This is a genomic window from Paenibacillus sp. FSL L8-0333, from assembly GCF_037965665.1.
GTDB classification, from domain to species: Bacteria; Bacillota; Bacilli; order Paenibacillales; family Paenibacillaceae; genus Paenibacillus_AQ; species Paenibacillus_AQ odorifer.
Genome location: NZ_CP150186.1, coordinates 5,494,376 through 5,512,457 on the forward strand (window position 1 = coordinate 5,494,376; position 18,082 = coordinate 5,512,457).

16 protein-coding genes are annotated in these 18,082 nt (G+C 35.7%); all 16 read right to left on the bottom strand.

Annotated features, from left to right (window positions below; all coding sequences use genetic code 11):
• Nucleotides 1–20 precede the first annotated feature (20 nt).
• The 16 genes from NYE72_RS24575 to NYE72_RS24650 all read right to left on the bottom strand — a co-directional run bounded on the left by NYE72_RS24575 (nt 21) and on the right by NYE72_RS24650 (nt 17,950).
• Nucleotides 21–1,046 (bottom strand): SDR family NAD(P)-dependent oxidoreductase, encoded by a 1,026-nt coding sequence (locus tag NYE72_RS24575; protein WP_076215589.1) that lies wholly within the window; start codon nt 1,044–1,046, stop codon nt 21–23.
• Between the two features lie 17 nt (nt 1,047–1,063).
• The gene (locus NYE72_RS24580; RefSeq protein WP_111505355.1) at nt 1,064–2,419 is read right to left on the bottom strand and encodes a UDP-glucose/GDP-mannose dehydrogenase family protein; all 1,356 of its coding nucleotides are present in this window, start codon (nt 2,417–2,419) and stop codon (nt 1,064–1,066) included.
• 16 nt (nt 2,420–2,435) lie between these two features.
• Nucleotides 2,436–3,857, bottom strand: a complete 1,422-nt coding sequence (locus NYE72_RS24585) for a hypothetical protein (RefSeq protein ID WP_339210623.1) — start codon at nt 3,855–3,857, stop codon at nt 2,436–2,438.
• A 40-nt stretch (nt 3,858–3,897) separates the two neighbouring features.
• Nucleotides 3,898–4,812, bottom strand: a complete 915-nt coding sequence (locus tag NYE72_RS24590) for a glycosyltransferase (RefSeq protein ID WP_162636822.1) — start codon at nt 4,810–4,812, stop codon at nt 3,898–3,900.
• Nucleotides 4,813–4,883: 71 nt separating this feature from the next.
• Complete coding sequence (locus NYE72_RS24595) at nt 4,884–6,110, bottom strand: O-antigen polymerase (RefSeq protein WP_162636824.1); 1,227 nt, start codon at nt 6,108–6,110, stop codon at nt 4,884–4,886.
• A 251-nt stretch (nt 6,111–6,361) separates the two neighbouring features.
• A complete protein-coding gene (locus NYE72_RS24600) occupies nt 6,362–7,465 on the bottom strand; it encodes a glycosyltransferase family 1 protein (protein WP_172628858.1) in 1,104 nt (367 codons plus the stop codon).
• A gap of 13 nt (nt 7,466–7,478) precedes the next feature.
• Nucleotides 7,479–8,033 carry an acyltransferase gene (locus tag NYE72_RS24605; RefSeq protein ID WP_339210628.1) on the bottom strand — a complete coding sequence of 185 codons (555 nt, stop codon included), beginning with the start codon at nt 8,031–8,033 and terminating at the stop codon, nt 7,479–7,481.
• Between the two features lie 36 nt (nt 8,034–8,069).
• Nucleotides 8,070–9,179, bottom strand: a complete 1,110-nt coding sequence (locus NYE72_RS24610; RefSeq protein ID WP_332097238.1) for a glycosyltransferase family 4 protein — start codon at nt 9,177–9,179, stop codon at nt 8,070–8,072.
• A gap of 14 nt (nt 9,180–9,193) precedes the next feature.
• Entirely contained in the window at nt 9,194–10,057 is an 864-nt protein-coding gene (locus NYE72_RS24615; protein WP_111505365.1) for an NAD-dependent epimerase/dehydratase family protein, read from the bottom strand.
• Nucleotide 10,058: 1 nt separating this feature from the next.
• Nucleotides 10,059–10,685: a sugar transferase gene (locus tag NYE72_RS24620; RefSeq protein WP_038573056.1), complete on the bottom strand. Its 627-nt coding sequence runs from the start codon at nt 10,683–10,685 to the stop codon at nt 10,059–10,061.
• A 91-nt stretch (nt 10,686–10,776) separates the two neighbouring features.
• Nucleotides 10,777–11,796, bottom strand: a complete 1,020-nt coding sequence (locus tag NYE72_RS24625) for a stalk domain-containing protein (protein WP_339210632.1) — start codon at nt 11,794–11,796, stop codon at nt 10,777–10,779.
• Between the two features lie 2 nt (nt 11,797–11,798).
• Entirely contained in the window at nt 11,799–12,494 is a 696-nt protein-coding gene (locus NYE72_RS24630; RefSeq protein ID WP_076148188.1) for a hypothetical protein, read from the bottom strand.
• A gap of 24 nt (nt 12,495–12,518) precedes the next feature.
• Nucleotides 12,519–14,351: a nucleoside-diphosphate sugar epimerase/dehydratase gene (locus NYE72_RS24635; protein WP_076148190.1), complete on the bottom strand. Its 1,833-nt coding sequence runs from the start codon at nt 14,349–14,351 to the stop codon at nt 12,519–12,521.
• Between the two features lie 41 nt (nt 14,352–14,392).
• Nucleotides 14,393–15,079, bottom strand: coding sequence for a CpsD/CapB family tyrosine-protein kinase (locus NYE72_RS24640; protein ID WP_036685074.1), 687 nt, complete (start codon nt 15,077–15,079; stop codon nt 14,393–14,395).
• The gene (locus tag NYE72_RS24645; protein WP_036685072.1) at nt 15,060–15,839 is read right to left on the bottom strand and encodes a Wzz/FepE/Etk N-terminal domain-containing protein; all 780 of its coding nucleotides are present in this window, start codon (nt 15,837–15,839) and stop codon (nt 15,060–15,062) included. The genes NYE72_RS24640 and NYE72_RS24645 overlap by 20 nt, the downstream gene beginning before the upstream one ends.
• 119 nt (nt 15,840–15,958) lie before the next feature.
• Entirely contained in the window at nt 15,959–17,950 is a 1,992-nt protein-coding gene (locus NYE72_RS24650) for an S-layer homology domain-containing protein (protein WP_339210634.1), read from the bottom strand.
• Nucleotides 17,951–18,082 lie beyond the last annotated feature (132 nt).

Sequence of the window (18,082 nt, forward strand, 5' to 3'; positions counted from 1 at the left end):
TGTCGTAACTCCTCTTCGTATTATTTCTCTTTATAATAATCTACATACCAATTAGCAAATCTCTGTAAACCTTCTTCAATGGAAGTTTTTGGCTTAAATCCTACAGCTTGTTGTAATAAATCCGTTGATGCATATGTTGCTGGTACATCCCCTGGTTTAATAGGTTCAAATACTTTATTAAATATCACTTCTCTACCAGTAGCCTTGCTTAAACACTTTTCTAATGTTTCAATGAATACCATTAACTTTTCCGGGCTGTTATTTCCTATATTAAACACCTTATGCGGAACCGCTTCTGTCGGTGCTTTACTTAGAAGTCTCTCAATACCCTCTACAATGTCATCTACGTAAGTAAAGTCCCGATAAAGATCGTTTTTAAAATCACCATTATTAAATATTTTAATAGATTCACCAGCAAAATACTTCTGAGTAAATCCGAAATACGCCATATCTGGACGACCCATTGGACCGTAAACAGTAAAGAAACGTAGACCAGTAGTCGGTATCTTATACAGATGACTATAAGTGTGCGCCATTAGCTCATTCGACTTTTTCGTAGCTGCATAAAGCGATTCAGGATGATCCACAACATCTGATTCTTCAAAAGGAACCTTTTTATTAGATCCATAAACTGAGCTAGATGAAGCATATACAAGATGTTCAACAGGATAATTTCTACAAGCTTCAAGAATGTTAAAGAAACCTACAATATTGCTTTGAATATACACATCTGGATTCTCTATAGAGTAACGCACTCCAGCCTGAGCTGCAAGATTCACCACAATATTCGGTTTATATTCTTCGAAGATCTTTGTAATCATGTCCTTATCAGATATATCAACTTTTACGAATTCAAAACGGCTAAATAACTTTAGTTGCTCTAAGCGAACGTGTTTGAGGTTGACATCATAATAGTCATTTATATTATCAACACCGATCACTCGGCTCCCTTGCTCCAATAACCTTTTAGATAAATAAAATCCTATAAAACCAACTGCTCCAGTAATTAGATATGTTTTCGTGTGATCTACAGGTATATCGTTCAAATAGCTCGCCCCTTCAACTATCTTCCGATGGAATAATACTCCACACCAGCTTCTTTCATATCTTGAACCCCATACAAATTCCTGCCGTCATACACCAACGGCGTTCTCATTAAATCTTTATAAACTTCCGGCTCTATTGCTTTAATTTCTCCCCACTCAGTAAATACAAAACAGACATTCGCACCTTCAAGAGCTTCTTTTATGCTCTCGACATATTTGATACTGCCCTTACCATTCCTACCTTCTGGATACTCCTTAGAAAAATTCACTTTTCCTACAGGATCAAAAGCATAGATTTCTGCTCCCTGATTTAATAACAAAGGTATATTTTCTAGCGAAGCAGCTTCTCTCAAGTCATCGGTCCCAGGTTTAAATGTCAGTCCTAGCACCGCTACTTTTAGACCATTAAAGGTGATAAGTCTTTTAGATGCTTTTTTAAAAAGAATTGTCTTTTGGCTAGTATTGACATCAATAGCTGCTTTAACGGTTTTAAGCTCATATCCATTTTGTCTCGCTAAGTACTCTAGTGCCTTCGTATCCTTAGGAAAACAGCTACCTCCATAACCAATACCTGCATTTAAGAACTTGCTTCCAATGCGTTCATCAAACGACATTCCTCTTGATACATCTTGAATATCTGCTCCTACCAATTCGCAAAGATTAGCAATATCGTTCATGTAAGATATTTTCAGAGCAAGAAAATCGTTAGATGCATATTTGATCATCTCTGCAGATCTTCTTTTAACAGATACAACTGGGATATTAAACGGCTCATAGATTTTCATAAGAATATCTTCTGCCCATTTGCTCTCAGTTCCAATTATGATTCTTGCTGCTTGCAAAGTATCCCTAACAGCTGTACCTTGCGCTAAAAACTCTGGATTAGATGCTACTTCAACTCTGATGTCTCTGCCTAATCCATTACCGTTCCCAGTAAGTTTTTCTCCTTCACGAGGTAGAAAATCATGTATAAACTGCTGCACTTTATCATTTGTTCCTACAGGAACAGTAGATTTAACTACGACAAGGCAATCTTTTTCTATTGTTTCTGCTATTTGTCTTGCAACTGTAGCTATGTATGAAAGATTGGCCGATCCATCAGGCTGCTCAGGAGTTCCAACACCAATAAATATCGCATCTGCTTCTTTATAAGCTGACTTATAATCAGTAGTATATTCAAGTCTACCTGCTGCATAATTTTTTTGCATAAGTTCTTCTAAATCCGCTTCATAGATTGGTGACACACCAGATTTCATCAGCTCAACTTTGTTTTCATCAATGTCCACACAGGTTACTTGATGGCCTACTTCGGCGAAACATACGCCTGCTACTAAGCCGACGTAGCCGGTTCCTGCTACTGCAATTTTAAACATAATGCTCCTCCTTATTCTATGAATTTTTAAATAATAGCTTTGCATTTTTAATAGTACTAGAAATATCCTTGCGTTTCGCTACTAGATATACTCCGTAAGCAACCGCATATATGATAACTGCGATCCATGAGTTCAAAAACCATCCAGTTAAAATAAAAATAAATGTCATAACAACTTCCATAGATATATCCTTTAATACTGAAATCCCCAGCATTCTTGACAAAATCACCTCTGATAATATGCATTTAAATGCTATCAGAACCACTATTGATACTATTGCCATATCTAAATCCTTCAAAATAACTGTAGTTATTACAGTAATTACAATGCTTAATAATAAAGTAATCATATTTACCTTCAACATTGTTTTTTCTTTCCTTAACGTTTTAAGATAAGTATTTATTAGCAGAGACATCTTCCCTTCATACACACACATAGGAAAAATAATTGCCATGTACATTAAACTATCTGCATATTGGGGTAACCAGTTTGATAAAACAACTTTAAATGGAAAATATACTACTAAAACACCTAACAAGAAAACCATTAATAATGATCTTAGATTCGTATAAATATTCGGTAATTTTTTCTCATCAGTTCTCCGAAGTATTGGAAACATGATTATTCCTATAGCATTTACAAAAAGCATTAAAAGATTCGAGACACTTAATGTTAAAGAAACCTTTCCAAATGTAGATACATCCCAAGCTCGTTCTATACCAAAACGGACGACACCTATTATCAGCATACTGGCTATAGTTGCAAACATTAGCTTTATACCAACATTTATATTCTCTATAGTCTCAGCCCAACTGATATAAAAAGTATTAACTTTGCGAAAGACAATATCCCTACAACAATACATTGCATATAAAAGTGATATCATTTTTCCTATCAAATCAGCAACGATCATTAATTTATACTCTCTAATACCAAATACTAAAAATATCACTATTATAATGCAATAAAGTATCCTGTCTATCATTGTGATTTGAGCATACTCTTTAATCCTATTAGTTCCTTGCAAAATATATAACAGTAGAAATCTTAGGTTTACTGCTAAAAGACATATAGCTATCATGTGAAAAATAAAAATCTTATTTGCGTCCGAAAGAAATACATATGATCCAGTATATATAATGGTTGATATTATTAGCTGCAAAATAAAAAGCATATTGAATTGTGAGAAAAAAAGAGTTTTATCAAGGTCTTTGTATTCCTTTCCTCCAAACCTAAGATAAATACCATCAATCCACCCGAAATGCAGAAAGCCTACATATGAAGAATAAAATAAATACAATTGCCAGTATCCATACTCTTTTACTCCGATCAACTTTGGTATTACCAAGATGATCAGGATAGAAACTGCTAAAGATACTAGGTTGGAAACTAACGTATAGGAGAAGCCTTCAAGGAAATTTTTCAGTCTACTATTCAACTTTTCATCCCCGCATTCTGTGATTCCTTGCAATCCAAGCCTAATATTTAGAGAACAATATCAATAACTTCAAAAATAAAGTTCCTTTAAATGTTTTTCTTCTTAATTGTCGATTTAACAAAGCTTTAATCTTATAATATATAGAATTCTTATAATAAGTAATTTCTTGTAGCATCTTAAAATCTTGTAAAGATATCAAGTCTCCATAACCTTCTAAAATCTCCGAAATCATATCCGAATGAAAAAAACTGTTAGTATTTAGTTGTTTTATTTTTATTTTAAATACCTCTAATAAGGACCTCTGACTTCCGAAAACATTATTATTATGTTGTCTATAAAGAATGTATGAATTAGGATCATATATAACTCTTCCAGTAAATAAAATTATTAGTGGTACCCAAAAATCATGTGCATATTCTTTTTTTGCTTTATATCTATTAATTATTTTTTTTGCTTCTAAGTTAAATACAATTGTACATCCATGTGCAAAGCCTTGTGCTAATGCTTCAGTTTTGCTTTTAGGTAATATAGATTCTCTACCATGGAGCATTCTAATATACTTCAACTCTTTATCAACTAACTTACAATTCGAACAATACATAACTGCTATATTAACATCTGACTCAATAGTTTTTATTTGTTCAGAAGCTGCGATTAGCTTATTCGCCTCCCATACATCATCTTGGTCGGCAAATGCGTAATAATCAAATTCTCCAGACAATTCTATTAAATTTATAAAACTCGATTTGTAACCTATATTATCTCCAATTACAAACTTTAAGTTAGGTTGATTCTTTGAATATTCATAAAGAATACTAACCGTGTTATCAGTTGAACCATCATCTCTAACTAAACAATGAACATCTACTCCTCTTTGACTAAAAATACTATCAAGTTGTTCTTTGATATAATGCTGCCCGTTATATGTAGATAGCAGAACTTGAAATTTCTTCAATATGTCACCTCAATTTATAAAACGATATTAATGAATCTTAGGTCAATTCATTTCTTCCTTTTTATTTACATTCACTCATAGTGTAAAATTTTCTTCCTTGTGAAAAAGCCAATCCAAAATATCAATTGAATCCATGTTGATAGGATTGAAAAATACTTATCGTCAAAAAATTGGTTAATTAACGGAAAATATAGAATAGAAAGTACTGCAATAAAAAAAGGTTTAGTTGTTTTAGTTATTACAGCCTTTTTATAAATGAATCCATAAATCATTCCTAGAATCACTTGTATCACAAAGGCATAAATCAAGCCATAATCCGAAGTATAATAATGTAGGACTGAATATACATTTGTTACATCACCATATACATAAACGAACTCTTGAACGGTTTTTGCTGCTGTTAGATCATATCCTGCACCGTTTAATAATTCAGCAAAAAATCTAAAAGTATTAGCTCCATACAAATATTCCCGTGTAGTTTCTATCCATTGAACGAATGCTATCATCGAAGTTGAGAAGTACACTCTTAATTGTTTAATTATAAATTGCGAAGTATTACTTCTATCTTCATAGACATATTTCATATATGCAAAAACAATAAAAGTAGTAAGAATAATTGATATAAGAACTAGCAATATGACAATAATTTTTTTGTTTGAATATTTTTTAATAATAATATTGCTAAAAAACAAGGCTAATACTAACAAGAATATAATCCCTCTGTTGCCGGCTGTTAATGAAAAAAACAACGCAATAATAAAAGTGATTAGAAAATAGTTCCGATTTTTCTTGTTTGGATTATTAAAATAAACTATCCCACAAATAACAGAAAAAGATATTATAGCATTCCTTGAATATGATATAATAATTCCTTCATGAAACATTCCTGTTGCTTTTCCAATACTCAATGTTTGAAAAATATTAAACGAATAATTCCCAGTGACATACACTCCAACTTTAAAAAGAAAATATAAAAATAGAATAATCTCTACCAACATAGCAATTTTTATGAAAGATGGATTAAAGTTCAGTTTCTTTCGAGATTGCTTTTCAACAGAAAGCTCTTTCTTTTTATTCCTTACAACAAAAGAGAACCCCACTATAAAACAAAGAAGCGCTACAAAAAAAGATGAATAATAGACACTACTTAAATCGACAGTATTTCTTCTTAAAAGCAATACAAAATACATTACGGTCCAAATAGCACTAATAATAAAAGAAGGTGCAATAACATCCTTGGATTTCTGCCAAGTAAATATCGCTAATAATAAACAACCAATTATGCTTGCATATACCATTAATGTTATCCTCTCTATATATCGTACCTTGCGATTTTTATCCGTTTCCTCTTATCCCATCCTAAATCTTTTATTTTCATTTAAATTTATAGACTCAATCTTCTGATTCAAACAGAGGTACATTTATAGAATTCGAATTATCAATAACAAACAGTTTATCGATAAAGCGAATATAAGTATTGATGTTATCTTTCATATCAATATCGGGGTTATAAAAAACTACAACTCCAGCATATTTAAACAATTTCAATTCATTCACACATCTCTAAATAAAATCTTTGTAACCAGTAAGATGTTTGTTTGATATCATAACCAGATTGAATAAGCTCATTCACTAAATTTGTTCTTTTGTAATTATTACGTAAATCAAGTATTTTTCCCGCCCAATAAATAGAAGACTCATTTAATGAAATAAATTCAACAATTCCAGAAATATTCGTATCTTTAGGAATAGTGTCAGCTACAACACAAAACAATCCAGAAGCCTGCGCTTCGATTACTACAATACCTAATCCTTCATATAATGATGGAAATACAAAAGCATCCATTGCTTGCATAAGTTTTGGCACATCAGAACTAACACCGACAAAAATAATGTTATTTAAAATCCCCAGTTTAGAGGATTTTTCTTTAATATATTCTATTTCTGCACCATCACCTACAAGCATTAATTTAGCGCTAGGTTCATTCTTATATACTTCGTAAAATACTTCAACTAAGAATTCATGATTTTTAGTCGGATGGAATCTTCCAACGTGCCCAATAACAAAATTATTTGAAATATTATATTCCTCTCTAATTTGGTGTCTTATTTCATTACTAAAAATAAATTTTTTAGTATCAATAGCATTTTTAAATACAAAAAAATTTTTCTTGCTCAATATTTTTTTCCCAAATAACCATTCTCCTGCTTCTTTTGAACAAGCAAAGAAATAATCTGCAAAATATCTGATTGGATACTGCATTATATTTTTCACTACGGCTGATAATCCTTTACCAGAGGAAGTACTGTGACTATGTGATATGGTTTTTAATCTGTACATTTTAGCAATTTTCAAATAAATAGAAGCTGTACTTCTTACGTGCCCATGTATAATTCTATATTCGGAATGATCTTTAAAAAACTTATTCCACGCTTTCAAATACCACGTAATATTCCACCCTTTAAAACTAGGAAGAACATGTATTTTCCCACCTAATGCTGTTATTTCATCAGCGAAAAAAAGTTCGTTTTCTCTATCGATAATAAAATCAAATTGTATTTTCGTTTTGTCAATGTTTCTATATAGATTCATTACCATAGCTTGAGAACCGCCATTGTTCAAGCTACCTATCACATGTAAAATTCTAATCATAAATTGATTCCACCTACTTATGTGTAAATACAGTCGTCTCTCTTTTTTGAACAATAGTCTGATTGCTAGAGTAATTACCTTTAATAATAGATCCAGCTCCTACAACACAATTATCACCAATTGTAGTTCCTCTTAATATAACGACATTTGCACCAATCCAAACGTTATTTCCAATTTCAACTGAAGTAGTTTTATAGAGATTTTTTTTAAATCCATTTTCACTTTGATAATCATGATCATGATCATAAATCAAAGTATTAGGACCAAACCGCACATTTTCTCCAATAGATATCCTTTTGTGACTTACTATCATACAATTATGATTAATAAATGTGTTCTTTCCAATTATTATTTCCGCTCCTGATCTAGCGCGTATTTTTGTTCCACTTTTTATATTTATCTTTCTACCTAACGTAATTGAAGCTTTTCTTCCAATTTCTAATTCCGTAAATGGAGAAACCAGATTAAATAGGGTGAACTTGAAATTTTTTATGTGAAAAAGTTTTATTAAACTAAACTTAATAAATGAAAATACTAAAGAAACTATAGCTCTTGCATACTTTTTCATTTTACCTCCAACTTAAAACAAGGATTAATACATTCTTCAAACAATCTCTTCGATTTTATCCATATAAGCTTCTATAACTATCTTTCGATCAAATTCCTTTTCTACTTTCAATCTAGACTCACTTGCCATTTGTAATTTTTCAGCATATGATAAGCCAATAAACTTTTCAATTTTTCCCACTAGATCTTCAGAGTCTTTTGCCTTGAAAGTAAACCCATTAATTCCTTCATTTATAGTTTCCCGACAACCTGGAATATCAGAAGCTATCAAAGCACGTCCTGTAGCTGCTGTCTCCAATAAGACATTTGATAAACCTTCTCCACCATGAGAAGCTTGAATTATACAATGGGATTGCTCTATAAATGGCTTTACATCTGATTGATACCCTAAGTAGCGTATGTATCCTTTTTTGCTGTAGTCTTCAATTATTTCATTGTAATGTTGATGAGTTGATTCAATAAAACCAATAACACTAAAGATAGTCTCTGGATATTTCTCTTTTATAATCTTAGCAGCTTCTAAATATTGATCTATTCCTTTGTCCTTCATAATTCTCCCAATAAAAATAAAGGTGATTGCCTGGTCTTCTGGTGGAAAGGGTTTAACTTCAAAGTCTTTCAAATTAACTCCTGATCCTGGAATTAATTCATGATTACTTGTAATAGTGTTACTCTCTAATAAAGTATTTCTATCCTCAGTATTTTGAAAAAATACACAATATGACTTTTTCAAACTAACTTTGTAGAGAATTGATAAAAACTTTTTCAAGACTGGATTTTGATTAAATCCACTTCCTAATCCAGTAATATTGTTAATACATGGTATTTCCAGCAATCTACAAGCTAATCCACCATAAAGATTAGGTTTTATAGTATAGGTAAGGACTACATCCGGGTTTACTTCCCTAAGAATTCGCATGTAGTGTACAATAAGCTGAAAATCAGAAACGGGATTAGTCCCTCTTCTGTCCACTTTTGTCTCTAAGAACTTACATCCCCAACTCACCATGATTTCTACTTTTTCGTCCTCCGGAAGCGAAATGTAAACTTCATATCCTTCCTTCAGTAAATTTTGTATTAACTCTTTACGAAAATTGTAAATTACGAAACCATGATTTCCTAGTAGCAAAACTTTTTTCTTAATCAATTCTCTTCACCTAATTACATACTTATTTTTATAGATTCTTCAAAGTCGACAACACAGTACTCAAATGATGGGGAAATTGCACGATCATAAACTTTATTACCAAAAATCTTGTTAATCGTGTTTATTTTATATGATAATCCTTTCAGAATAGGATTGAAAAATTTCGTAAACACAATTTTCCTGTCCATTTCTAAAGCCATTATTCTAATAATTTCGGATGTGCTTACATAATCTTTATTTTGCGGAAAAAATATACCTTCCAATGATTTATCAACAGCTATTCTAAGAAATTCACATAAATTATTTATAAAGATCATACTTCTTTGGTTTATTATATTTGGAAAAATAGGTGATTTTTCAGTTAATTGCTTTAGTCTAGGAAAGTTCCCTTTACAATTAGGACCATACACCATTGGTGTTCTGACACAAACTGTTTTAAAATTGGTATTGTTTAATTTTGCAATTCCAATATCAGCTTCCAACTTGCTCCTACCATAAAAATCAATTGGGGTAGGCAAAGAATCCTGAGTAACTATTTTATCCTCACCTATTTTGCTATCTGCCCCATAAATAATCATACTACTCATAAAAATAAACTGCTTAACGTGTTCTTGTTTTGCTTTCTCCGCAACTTCAATCGCCAAATCGCGGTTAACTTTATAATATTGCTGCTCCTTACTTGGGTCCGTAGATACATGAGCAATTCCAGCAACATGGAGTACTACATCATAAATTGAAAAATCATGTCCCTTCCATTCCGTGCCTCTAACCGATAGCTCCACAACTTCGTATTGATCTGGCCATTGTTCCAGCCACTTTATAAAATTTGTACCCACATAACTACCTTTACCAGTTATTAATATCTTTCGTTTACTCATCTTATAAAGTTACTCCTTTAGTAGAAGACACTTCCTGTTTTGTTGTTCCTTCTTTTACACCATCAGACTTCAAAACACTTAGAATCGTCATAAAAAATACCTTTATATCAAACTTAAAAGAAAGGCTTGCAACATATTCTCCATCCAGACTCGCCTTCTTCTCAATAGGCAACTCATCTCGACCATTAATCTGAGCCCATCCAGTCAACCCAGGTTTGATATCATTAGCTCCATATTTATCACGTTCAGCAATCAAATCATATTGATTCCATAATGCAGGACGAGGTCCCACGATACTCATTTCACCTTTTAGGATATTGATAATCTGAGGTAATTCATCCAAGCTTGTTTTTCTTAGGAACTTGCCTACTTTAGTAATGAAGAAATCAGGATCTTCCAGTAGATGAGTTGGCATGTCTTGTGGTGTGTCTGTTCGCATTGTTCTAAATTTTAGTATGTAGAATTCGGATTTATTTTTGCCTAAACGTTTTTGTTTAAATAATATAGGGCCTTTGGAAGTTGTCTTAATTGCGATCGCAATGATTAAAAAGACTGGCCATAACACTAGCATCCCAATTAAAGCTAATAGAAAATCTATGGTTTGTTTCGTGTAAACATAAGGTCTCATAAGTTCACCTGATCCTTTTAGTTACTATTTCTCCATATATGTAGATCATCTCTATGCCAAATGAGCATAGAGATGATATCTTACTACTCTCTTAATCCGCCATTCCCGCAGCCAAATCTTTACCCAACTGAAGCTGTGATTCAAATTCACTTTTATATTGACTAATAATTTCTGTACTGTAGCCATTGCTGTTCAGTTTTTGTTCAGCATCAGCAACTATGCTATTGAAGCTAGCAGTGAATGAGGCTAGTTGTTGTACCCCTTTAGCTTTAATACTTTTTTTACTCGCCTCATCTGTTGCTCCAACATATTCAAACGCAATACTCATTAATGTAGATTGGCTTTGATTTTTAAGCGCCGTAAGTTTGGCTTCTGTATCACTGGTGATAGTTTCATATGAAACCTTTCCAGTTCCCGCAGAACCCCCACCTATTGCACCAGTTGAATCCGTTGGCACTGGTGTCGCTACTGGAGATGGATCCTTACCATTGTTTGTCGATCCATTAGTGGCTTGTTCCTGATAAGCCTTGGAAGCTGCAGTAACGGTCTTCGTCTTCTGATCCCAGCTAATGTTATGACCTACAGATTCCGATAAAAAACGTAGGGGTACATATAAGGAACCATTCAGGATGAAGCTGGATTGACCTGTAGGCAAAGCCTTGGTTGCACCGTTAAATACATAACTTGCCTTAACTTGATTGAGGGCAATATTCTTCGCTGCTGCTGAAGTACTATTCCCGTTCGTTGCATTCATTAGGTATTCTTTAATCACAACTAGCTCTGAGCTGCTAGGCTCTGCAACTGTAACTTTAACGTTTTTAGCATCCCAAGCCACACTCTTCTGCAAAGCATATGACATAAACCGTAATGGAACATACGTTGTATTGTTGTACATGAATACATACTGACCTGCGGGTGGCTGAATACTCACGCCGTCAAAAATCAAATTCACGTTCATACTTTGCACTTTAATAGTATTATTTGCAGCCTTAGGCGTTACACTTGTTACTGCCGCTGCTGATACTGATATAGGTGCGGATGCTGTTAAGGGTGCTAAACCAATTGAAGCAATTAACGATAAAGCCATGACTGATAATGTTGCTTTAGACATATTTATTCACTTCCCTTTTCTTTCGCTTTTAATTGTTCTTCTTCAGCTATAATTTGGTCACGTGACTTCCCTTGACTAACACCATACTTCTTAGCAATCTGAGAAAGCTCATTGTATTGCTCTTCGGATACTTTACCAAGAATTATACTGCGTGCTTCCCGCTTTTCATCAAGCGTTAAGCCACCCTTTGCCAAATCTTTAAGACGATTAATATCCGATACACTAAGCTGACCAAGCACAATAGAAGCGACATCTGCTTTGTCTTTAATCGTTACATTTTCTTGAATTTGCTTAGCTTTATCCGTGGAGACCTGTGCTGTATAACCATCTGAAGAGCCATCTTTTTGTTCTGATGATGGAGCTTTGGTCGGTTCACTAGTAGTAGAAGCTGTTGTTTCTCCACTAGGTTTATCGTTATTATTAGTACTTTGATTACTACTTCCCTCATCATTTACTGGTGGGGTAGAAGGTACCGCAGACTTTACAGGTTCGACATTACTATCATCAACTGTATCAGTTGGTGCTGTTCCTTGATCTTGACCACCAACATTATCCTCAGACTCCAGATCAAAACCATCTGCCATTGAATTCATCAGCTTATCGACAGCATAATTCGCGGCGAACAAGCCACCAACACCCAGCACTACAATAACTGACAGCGTCCATAAAAGGATCTTTTTCCATCGTTTGTTGAACACTTTATACCCTCCTTTATGAATTACTTAGCTAATAGCAACTTGGGCAACGGGCTGCATCGGTACAATCTGATTGATAATTTCGCGTATGACTTCTGGTTCCTCAGCGAGAACACGTTCCAATCGTTTAAACTCCAGTTCTAACTGATTCAGACTTATAACATTAGGTCTACCAATGAAAATTCTTCCATGATCTGTAGAGCCTAAATTCTCTTCATCTGTAAGTAACTCTTCATATAACTTCTCACCCTCACGAATACCGGAGAAATGAATATCAATGTCCTTATAGGGTTCATATCCAGAGAGCGTAATTAAGTCTTCCGCCAACGTTAGAATCTTAACCGGCTCTCCCATATCCAGAATGAACACTTCTCCGCCTTTGGCGAAAGAACCAGATTGGATGACAAGCTGAACAGCTTCCGGAATCGTCATGAAATAACGCACCATTTCTGGATGAGTGACAGTGACTGGCCCCCCGGCAGCGATCTGCTGCTTAAAGGCTGGAATTACACTGCCGCGACTGCCAAGAACATTCCCAAAACGCACAGCAGAAAACTTCGTTTGACTTGTAGTGTGCAGGCTCTGCACATACATTTCCGCAATTCGTTTAGTAGCACCCATTACACTAGTTGGGTTAACGGCCTTATCAGAAGAGATCATTACGAATCTCTCGGCACCATATTTATCTGCACAATCCGCAACATTTTTGGTGCCGAAAACATTATTTTTAATAGCTTCCGAAGGATTACGCTCCATTAAAGGAACGTGTTTATGTGCTGCTGCGTGAAAGACTACATGCGGTCTATGGCCACTGAATATGTCCATCATCCGACTACGATCCTGTACATCTGCTATCACAGTCACAATGTTTAACTCTGGAAAACACTTACGAAGCTCCATTTCAATTGTGTAAATACTGTTCTCACCGTGCCCAAGTAACATTAGCTTGTCTGGACCAAAAGGAGCAATCTGCCGGCATAACTCTGAACCAATAGAGCCCCCAGCTCCTGTAACTAACACCGTCTTATGATGTACATAACCTAAAATACTGTTCAAATCAGCTACGATCGGTTCACGACCTAATAAATCTTCTACGCTAACATCCCGAAGTTTCTTAACTGATATTTTTCCAGCGATCAGATCATTAAGAGCCGGTATAATCTTCAGCTTTGCTCCAGTCTTTTTGGCAAGATTAATAATTTCAGAAATCTCAGTACGTGAAACAGAGGGCATGGCGATGATAATCTCATGAATTTCTCTTTCTTTCACAATAGCTGGGATTGCATAACGATTTCCAATTACAGGAACACCCATAATGTACATATGGTATTTATTCGCATTATCATCAATGAAACCGACTAATTTGGTATGCGCAAAAGAGGGGCCCATCATTTCCCGAGCAATTAATATCCCACAATCACCAGCACCTACAATTAGTGTATGGGTCTTAGTGTCTTTGTAATTGATTCGATCATTATGAAGTACTCTCCACAAAAATCGGACTCCACCTACTAATAAAAGAATAGTCTCCATCGACCGAACTTCTATGGCAAGAGGTACTCTATCCGGCAAAATTAGATATGCCAGTGCAAATGAAAATAAAGACCCTACTACAATAGCTTTAGAAACCGATATAATTTCACCGATGCTGGCATATTGCCACATTCTTCGGTAAAGACCGAAGTATATAAGGCTTCCACCAAATGCAAATGTTGCAATCAAACCAAATTGCAGCATCTGTACAACGTATTCCTGAAGAGCATGGTTAGGGTACCGAAACAAATAAGATGTCACAATACTGAACCAAATGATCGCAAGATCAATGAAGAACAAAAGAATCACTCTAGATTTCGCTGTCATTTTCAGTGCCTCCAAAAATAACATTTTTAATTATGAATAAATCAATTTCCATAGTAGTAGTAATAGTACCCTTCACTAGCTTTACGTTTTACATTATTGAGAACAACGCCGAGCATTTTTGCACCTACACGATCTAGATTAGCTTTAGCTTTTACTGCGATATCGCGTTTCACCTTACCATAACTGACAACCATAATAACGCCATCACTCTTCGAGGCCACAATTTGTGCATCCGTAACCGCTAATAATGGTGGAGTATCAATAAGAATGACATCATACCGCTGACGCAAATCCTGTAAAAGAGTGCTCATCCGATTAGATGCCATCATTTCCGCTGGGTTGGGCGGGATTGGTCCAGAGGTCATAATTGAAAGATTATTAACACCGGAGTCTTGGACAGTGTCCTCAAGAACTGCCTGTTGAGACAGTAGGGAGGATAAACCAAAACGGTTGCTTAGTGTAAAAGTCTTATGTGCCGTCGGCTTCCGCAAATCGGCATCAATCAACAACACTCTTTTATCTGCTTGTGCGTAAGCTGCCGCCAGGTTAGCAGATACCGTAGATTTACCTTCTTCCGGTCCGGATGAAGTGACCATAATCACTTGAATAGTCTGATCTACAGAAGAAAAATCAATATTCGTGCGCAATGCGCGAAACGCTTCAGAGACAGGAGAGCGTGGGTTCGTAACGGTGATCAGATGGCGTTGTTTATTTGGAAGCTGTGACATGTTCGAGGTCCCCCGCCTTTCTGGATGATTGTTTCTGTGTTTGTGCGGCACCTTGCTTGCTTTCATCTTGACCCAATCTTGTAATCATAGCTATGGTAGGCAAACCAAGATACTTCTCAATATCAGCTTCTGTCTTCAGGGTATCATCCATATATTCCAGCAGGAAGGCAATCCCTAATCCAATCATCAAAGAGACGATAAAAGCAATAGCCATGTTCAGTAAAACATTTGGTTCTACCGGCCGTGGCTCAACAGTTGGATTCACTTTAGCTTCATTCAGAATCGATACATTTTCCACATTAAATAGACTTGGAATTTCTTCCTTGAACACAAGTGAAATGGCATTCACGATTTCAGCAGCCCGCTGATAAGAATTATCTCGAACGACAAGTGTCATCACCTGCGTATTATTTACGGAACTCACATTAACCTTTTTTAATAGCTCTTCCGCAGTGATATTGAATTGCGGATAATCCTTTGTAACAATATCAAGAATGGCCGGAGTCTTAATAATTTCCTTATACGTATTAATTAATTGAATATTGGTATTAATCTGGTTTAAATCAAGCTGCCCCACCGCTGACTGCGTCGGTGTTTGGTTAACGATAATCTTCGTGGATGCCTCATATACCGGGTTTTTAATATACAGACTATATACACCAGCAATACCGCACACCAATACAACTATGCTGAAAATGAGCCATAGTCTCTTCCTGACGATCTGAAAATAATCGCGAAGATCCAATTCTTGTGATGACAAGTGAAATTACCCCCAAGCTATTTCTGAAATATTTCGATGCCTGTTCAAATCTTCCCTATTTGCAAAAAAATCGCCTCCTCTCACCTACATGAGAGGAGGCTGTATACTATAAGTTTTATTTACTTGAAGTTAATAGTACGGTAGATAATTACTGCTGCTTCAGCACGGGTAGCTGTATCGTTCGGGTTGAACTTGCCAGCATTTCCGATAACCAGGTTGTGGCTTGCTGCAAACGCTACGCCATCTCTTAGGGATGCACTGATCTTAGCAGCATCAGAGAATTTGCTGATTGCAGTAGAATCCGTTTTTGCATCAGGATTGATAGATTTCAACGCACGGGAGATCATTGTTGCCATTTCTGCACGTGTAATAGTTGCATTAGGATCAAATTTGGCCGCACTGCGTCCAGTGATAATCCCTTTTTCTGCTGCAACTGCTACATATGGTGCATACCAAGCAGTTGAACTTACATCGCTAAAGCTTTGTACAGCAGAGTTGTTTTCCAGGTTAAGCGCACGAATCAACATTTTGGAGAACTCAGCACGAGTTACGTTATTCTTCGGTGCAAATTTACCTGCTCCAACTCCTTCAATCGCACCTTTAGCAGCTACGACTTGAATTTGTCTACCAGCCCATGCTTGTACAGCAGCAATATCATTAAAGGAGACTTTATTCTCAAGTACTGCATAAGAAGAGAATGTATCACGTGGTTCTACGATGAAATCTCCATCAAGAACTCCACCTTGGAATTGCAGGTCGCCGTATACAAGCTTACCAACAGAAAGCAATTCTTTATCAAGACCATCAGTATTCTTAAGTGGCAATTTGATAGTAATTGGTTGTTTAAATGTGCTTTGTACTACACCGTTCACACTAAGTGTGAATTCATACACATCCGAAGCCAATTTCAGCTTGGTAACGGAAGTTACAACTTCTGGTTTAGCTGTAGTTACTGTCAATGAAATCGCTGTGCTGAATTGGCTTACAGGAATCGTTACAGTTACACCGTTGAAAGTAACGGCGATATTCGCAATACCTTTAGCTTTTGCAGCTTCAATAATGGCTTGGGAAAGTGGAACTTCAACTGTAGTAGCGTTTACTGTTCCCAGATTCAGGGTCAAAGTAAGACCAGTTTTACCAGGGTTCGCTGCAACTAGTTTATCAAATTCTTTAATAACATCAGCGTCAACCAATTTCAAGGTTGCTTTACCGTCAACAATGCTTACGAGCTTAGATACGTCATAGATTCCTGGAGTTTGAACAGGAGCTACAGGCGTTGTAACACTTCCATTCCCGCTTCCACTACTACCATTACCATTGCCGTTGCCATTACCGTTGCCATTATCGCCTATTCCGTAGGCTTTAATATAAGCAAATGCAAGTGATTTCGCCGCAGGTTTCGCGGATTTAATATTATTGTTCAGGTTTTTCAGTGTTTCTTTCACATCACTAGCAGTAACTCCAAGCTTGTCCAACGCTTGACTTACTGTGAGTGCTCCTGTTCCTGTTGTATGGCTCAATACTTTCGCAATAGCTTCATTCAGCAAAGTATCGTAACCGGATTCGGATGTGAGAATTGCCAACAAATCTGAAGTGGACTTGCTGCTTACCAAATCACGAAGTTCTGTTTCAATACTGCTCAAGAATTCAGCAACACTATCAACAGTAAGTCCAGACACACCCGCTTTAGCTGCAATTTTGCTTACCAAAGCAATGTTTTTGTCATCGTTACGGATCACTTGGATTCCGGAGAAATCATTGCCATAGACGTCGTAGACTACACTAGTAACGCTTTGGAACAATTTAAGTGAGGTTGTTTTTTCTTCTGGCTCCAAAGCAAGCTTTTCCAGAATTGGAGCAAAAATCTTTCCGAAGGATTCCTCATCCAGTGCTGCAACCTCAGTCTTCAAATTGTAGAGATAAACTGCATCTGTTGCGGTCAATTGTTTGTAAACAGCAAGAACCTTATCCTTAACTGCTGTACTGCTACTAACTGTAGCCGCAGATGCTGTACCTACTGCTCCAAGGCTTCCCAACGGAAGACCCGCTACGGATGCTGCTACCATACTTGCTGCTAATGTTGATACTACTAGTTTCTTTTTCAAAGTCACTAAATATCCACCTCTTCTTATGTATTAAAATACTGTACTACCATAGACCTAGAACAATTCGCCCAAATGCTACGCTATTACGAATAGCATTAAATCACCCAATAAAACCCATTCTACCACTATAAGGTAGAT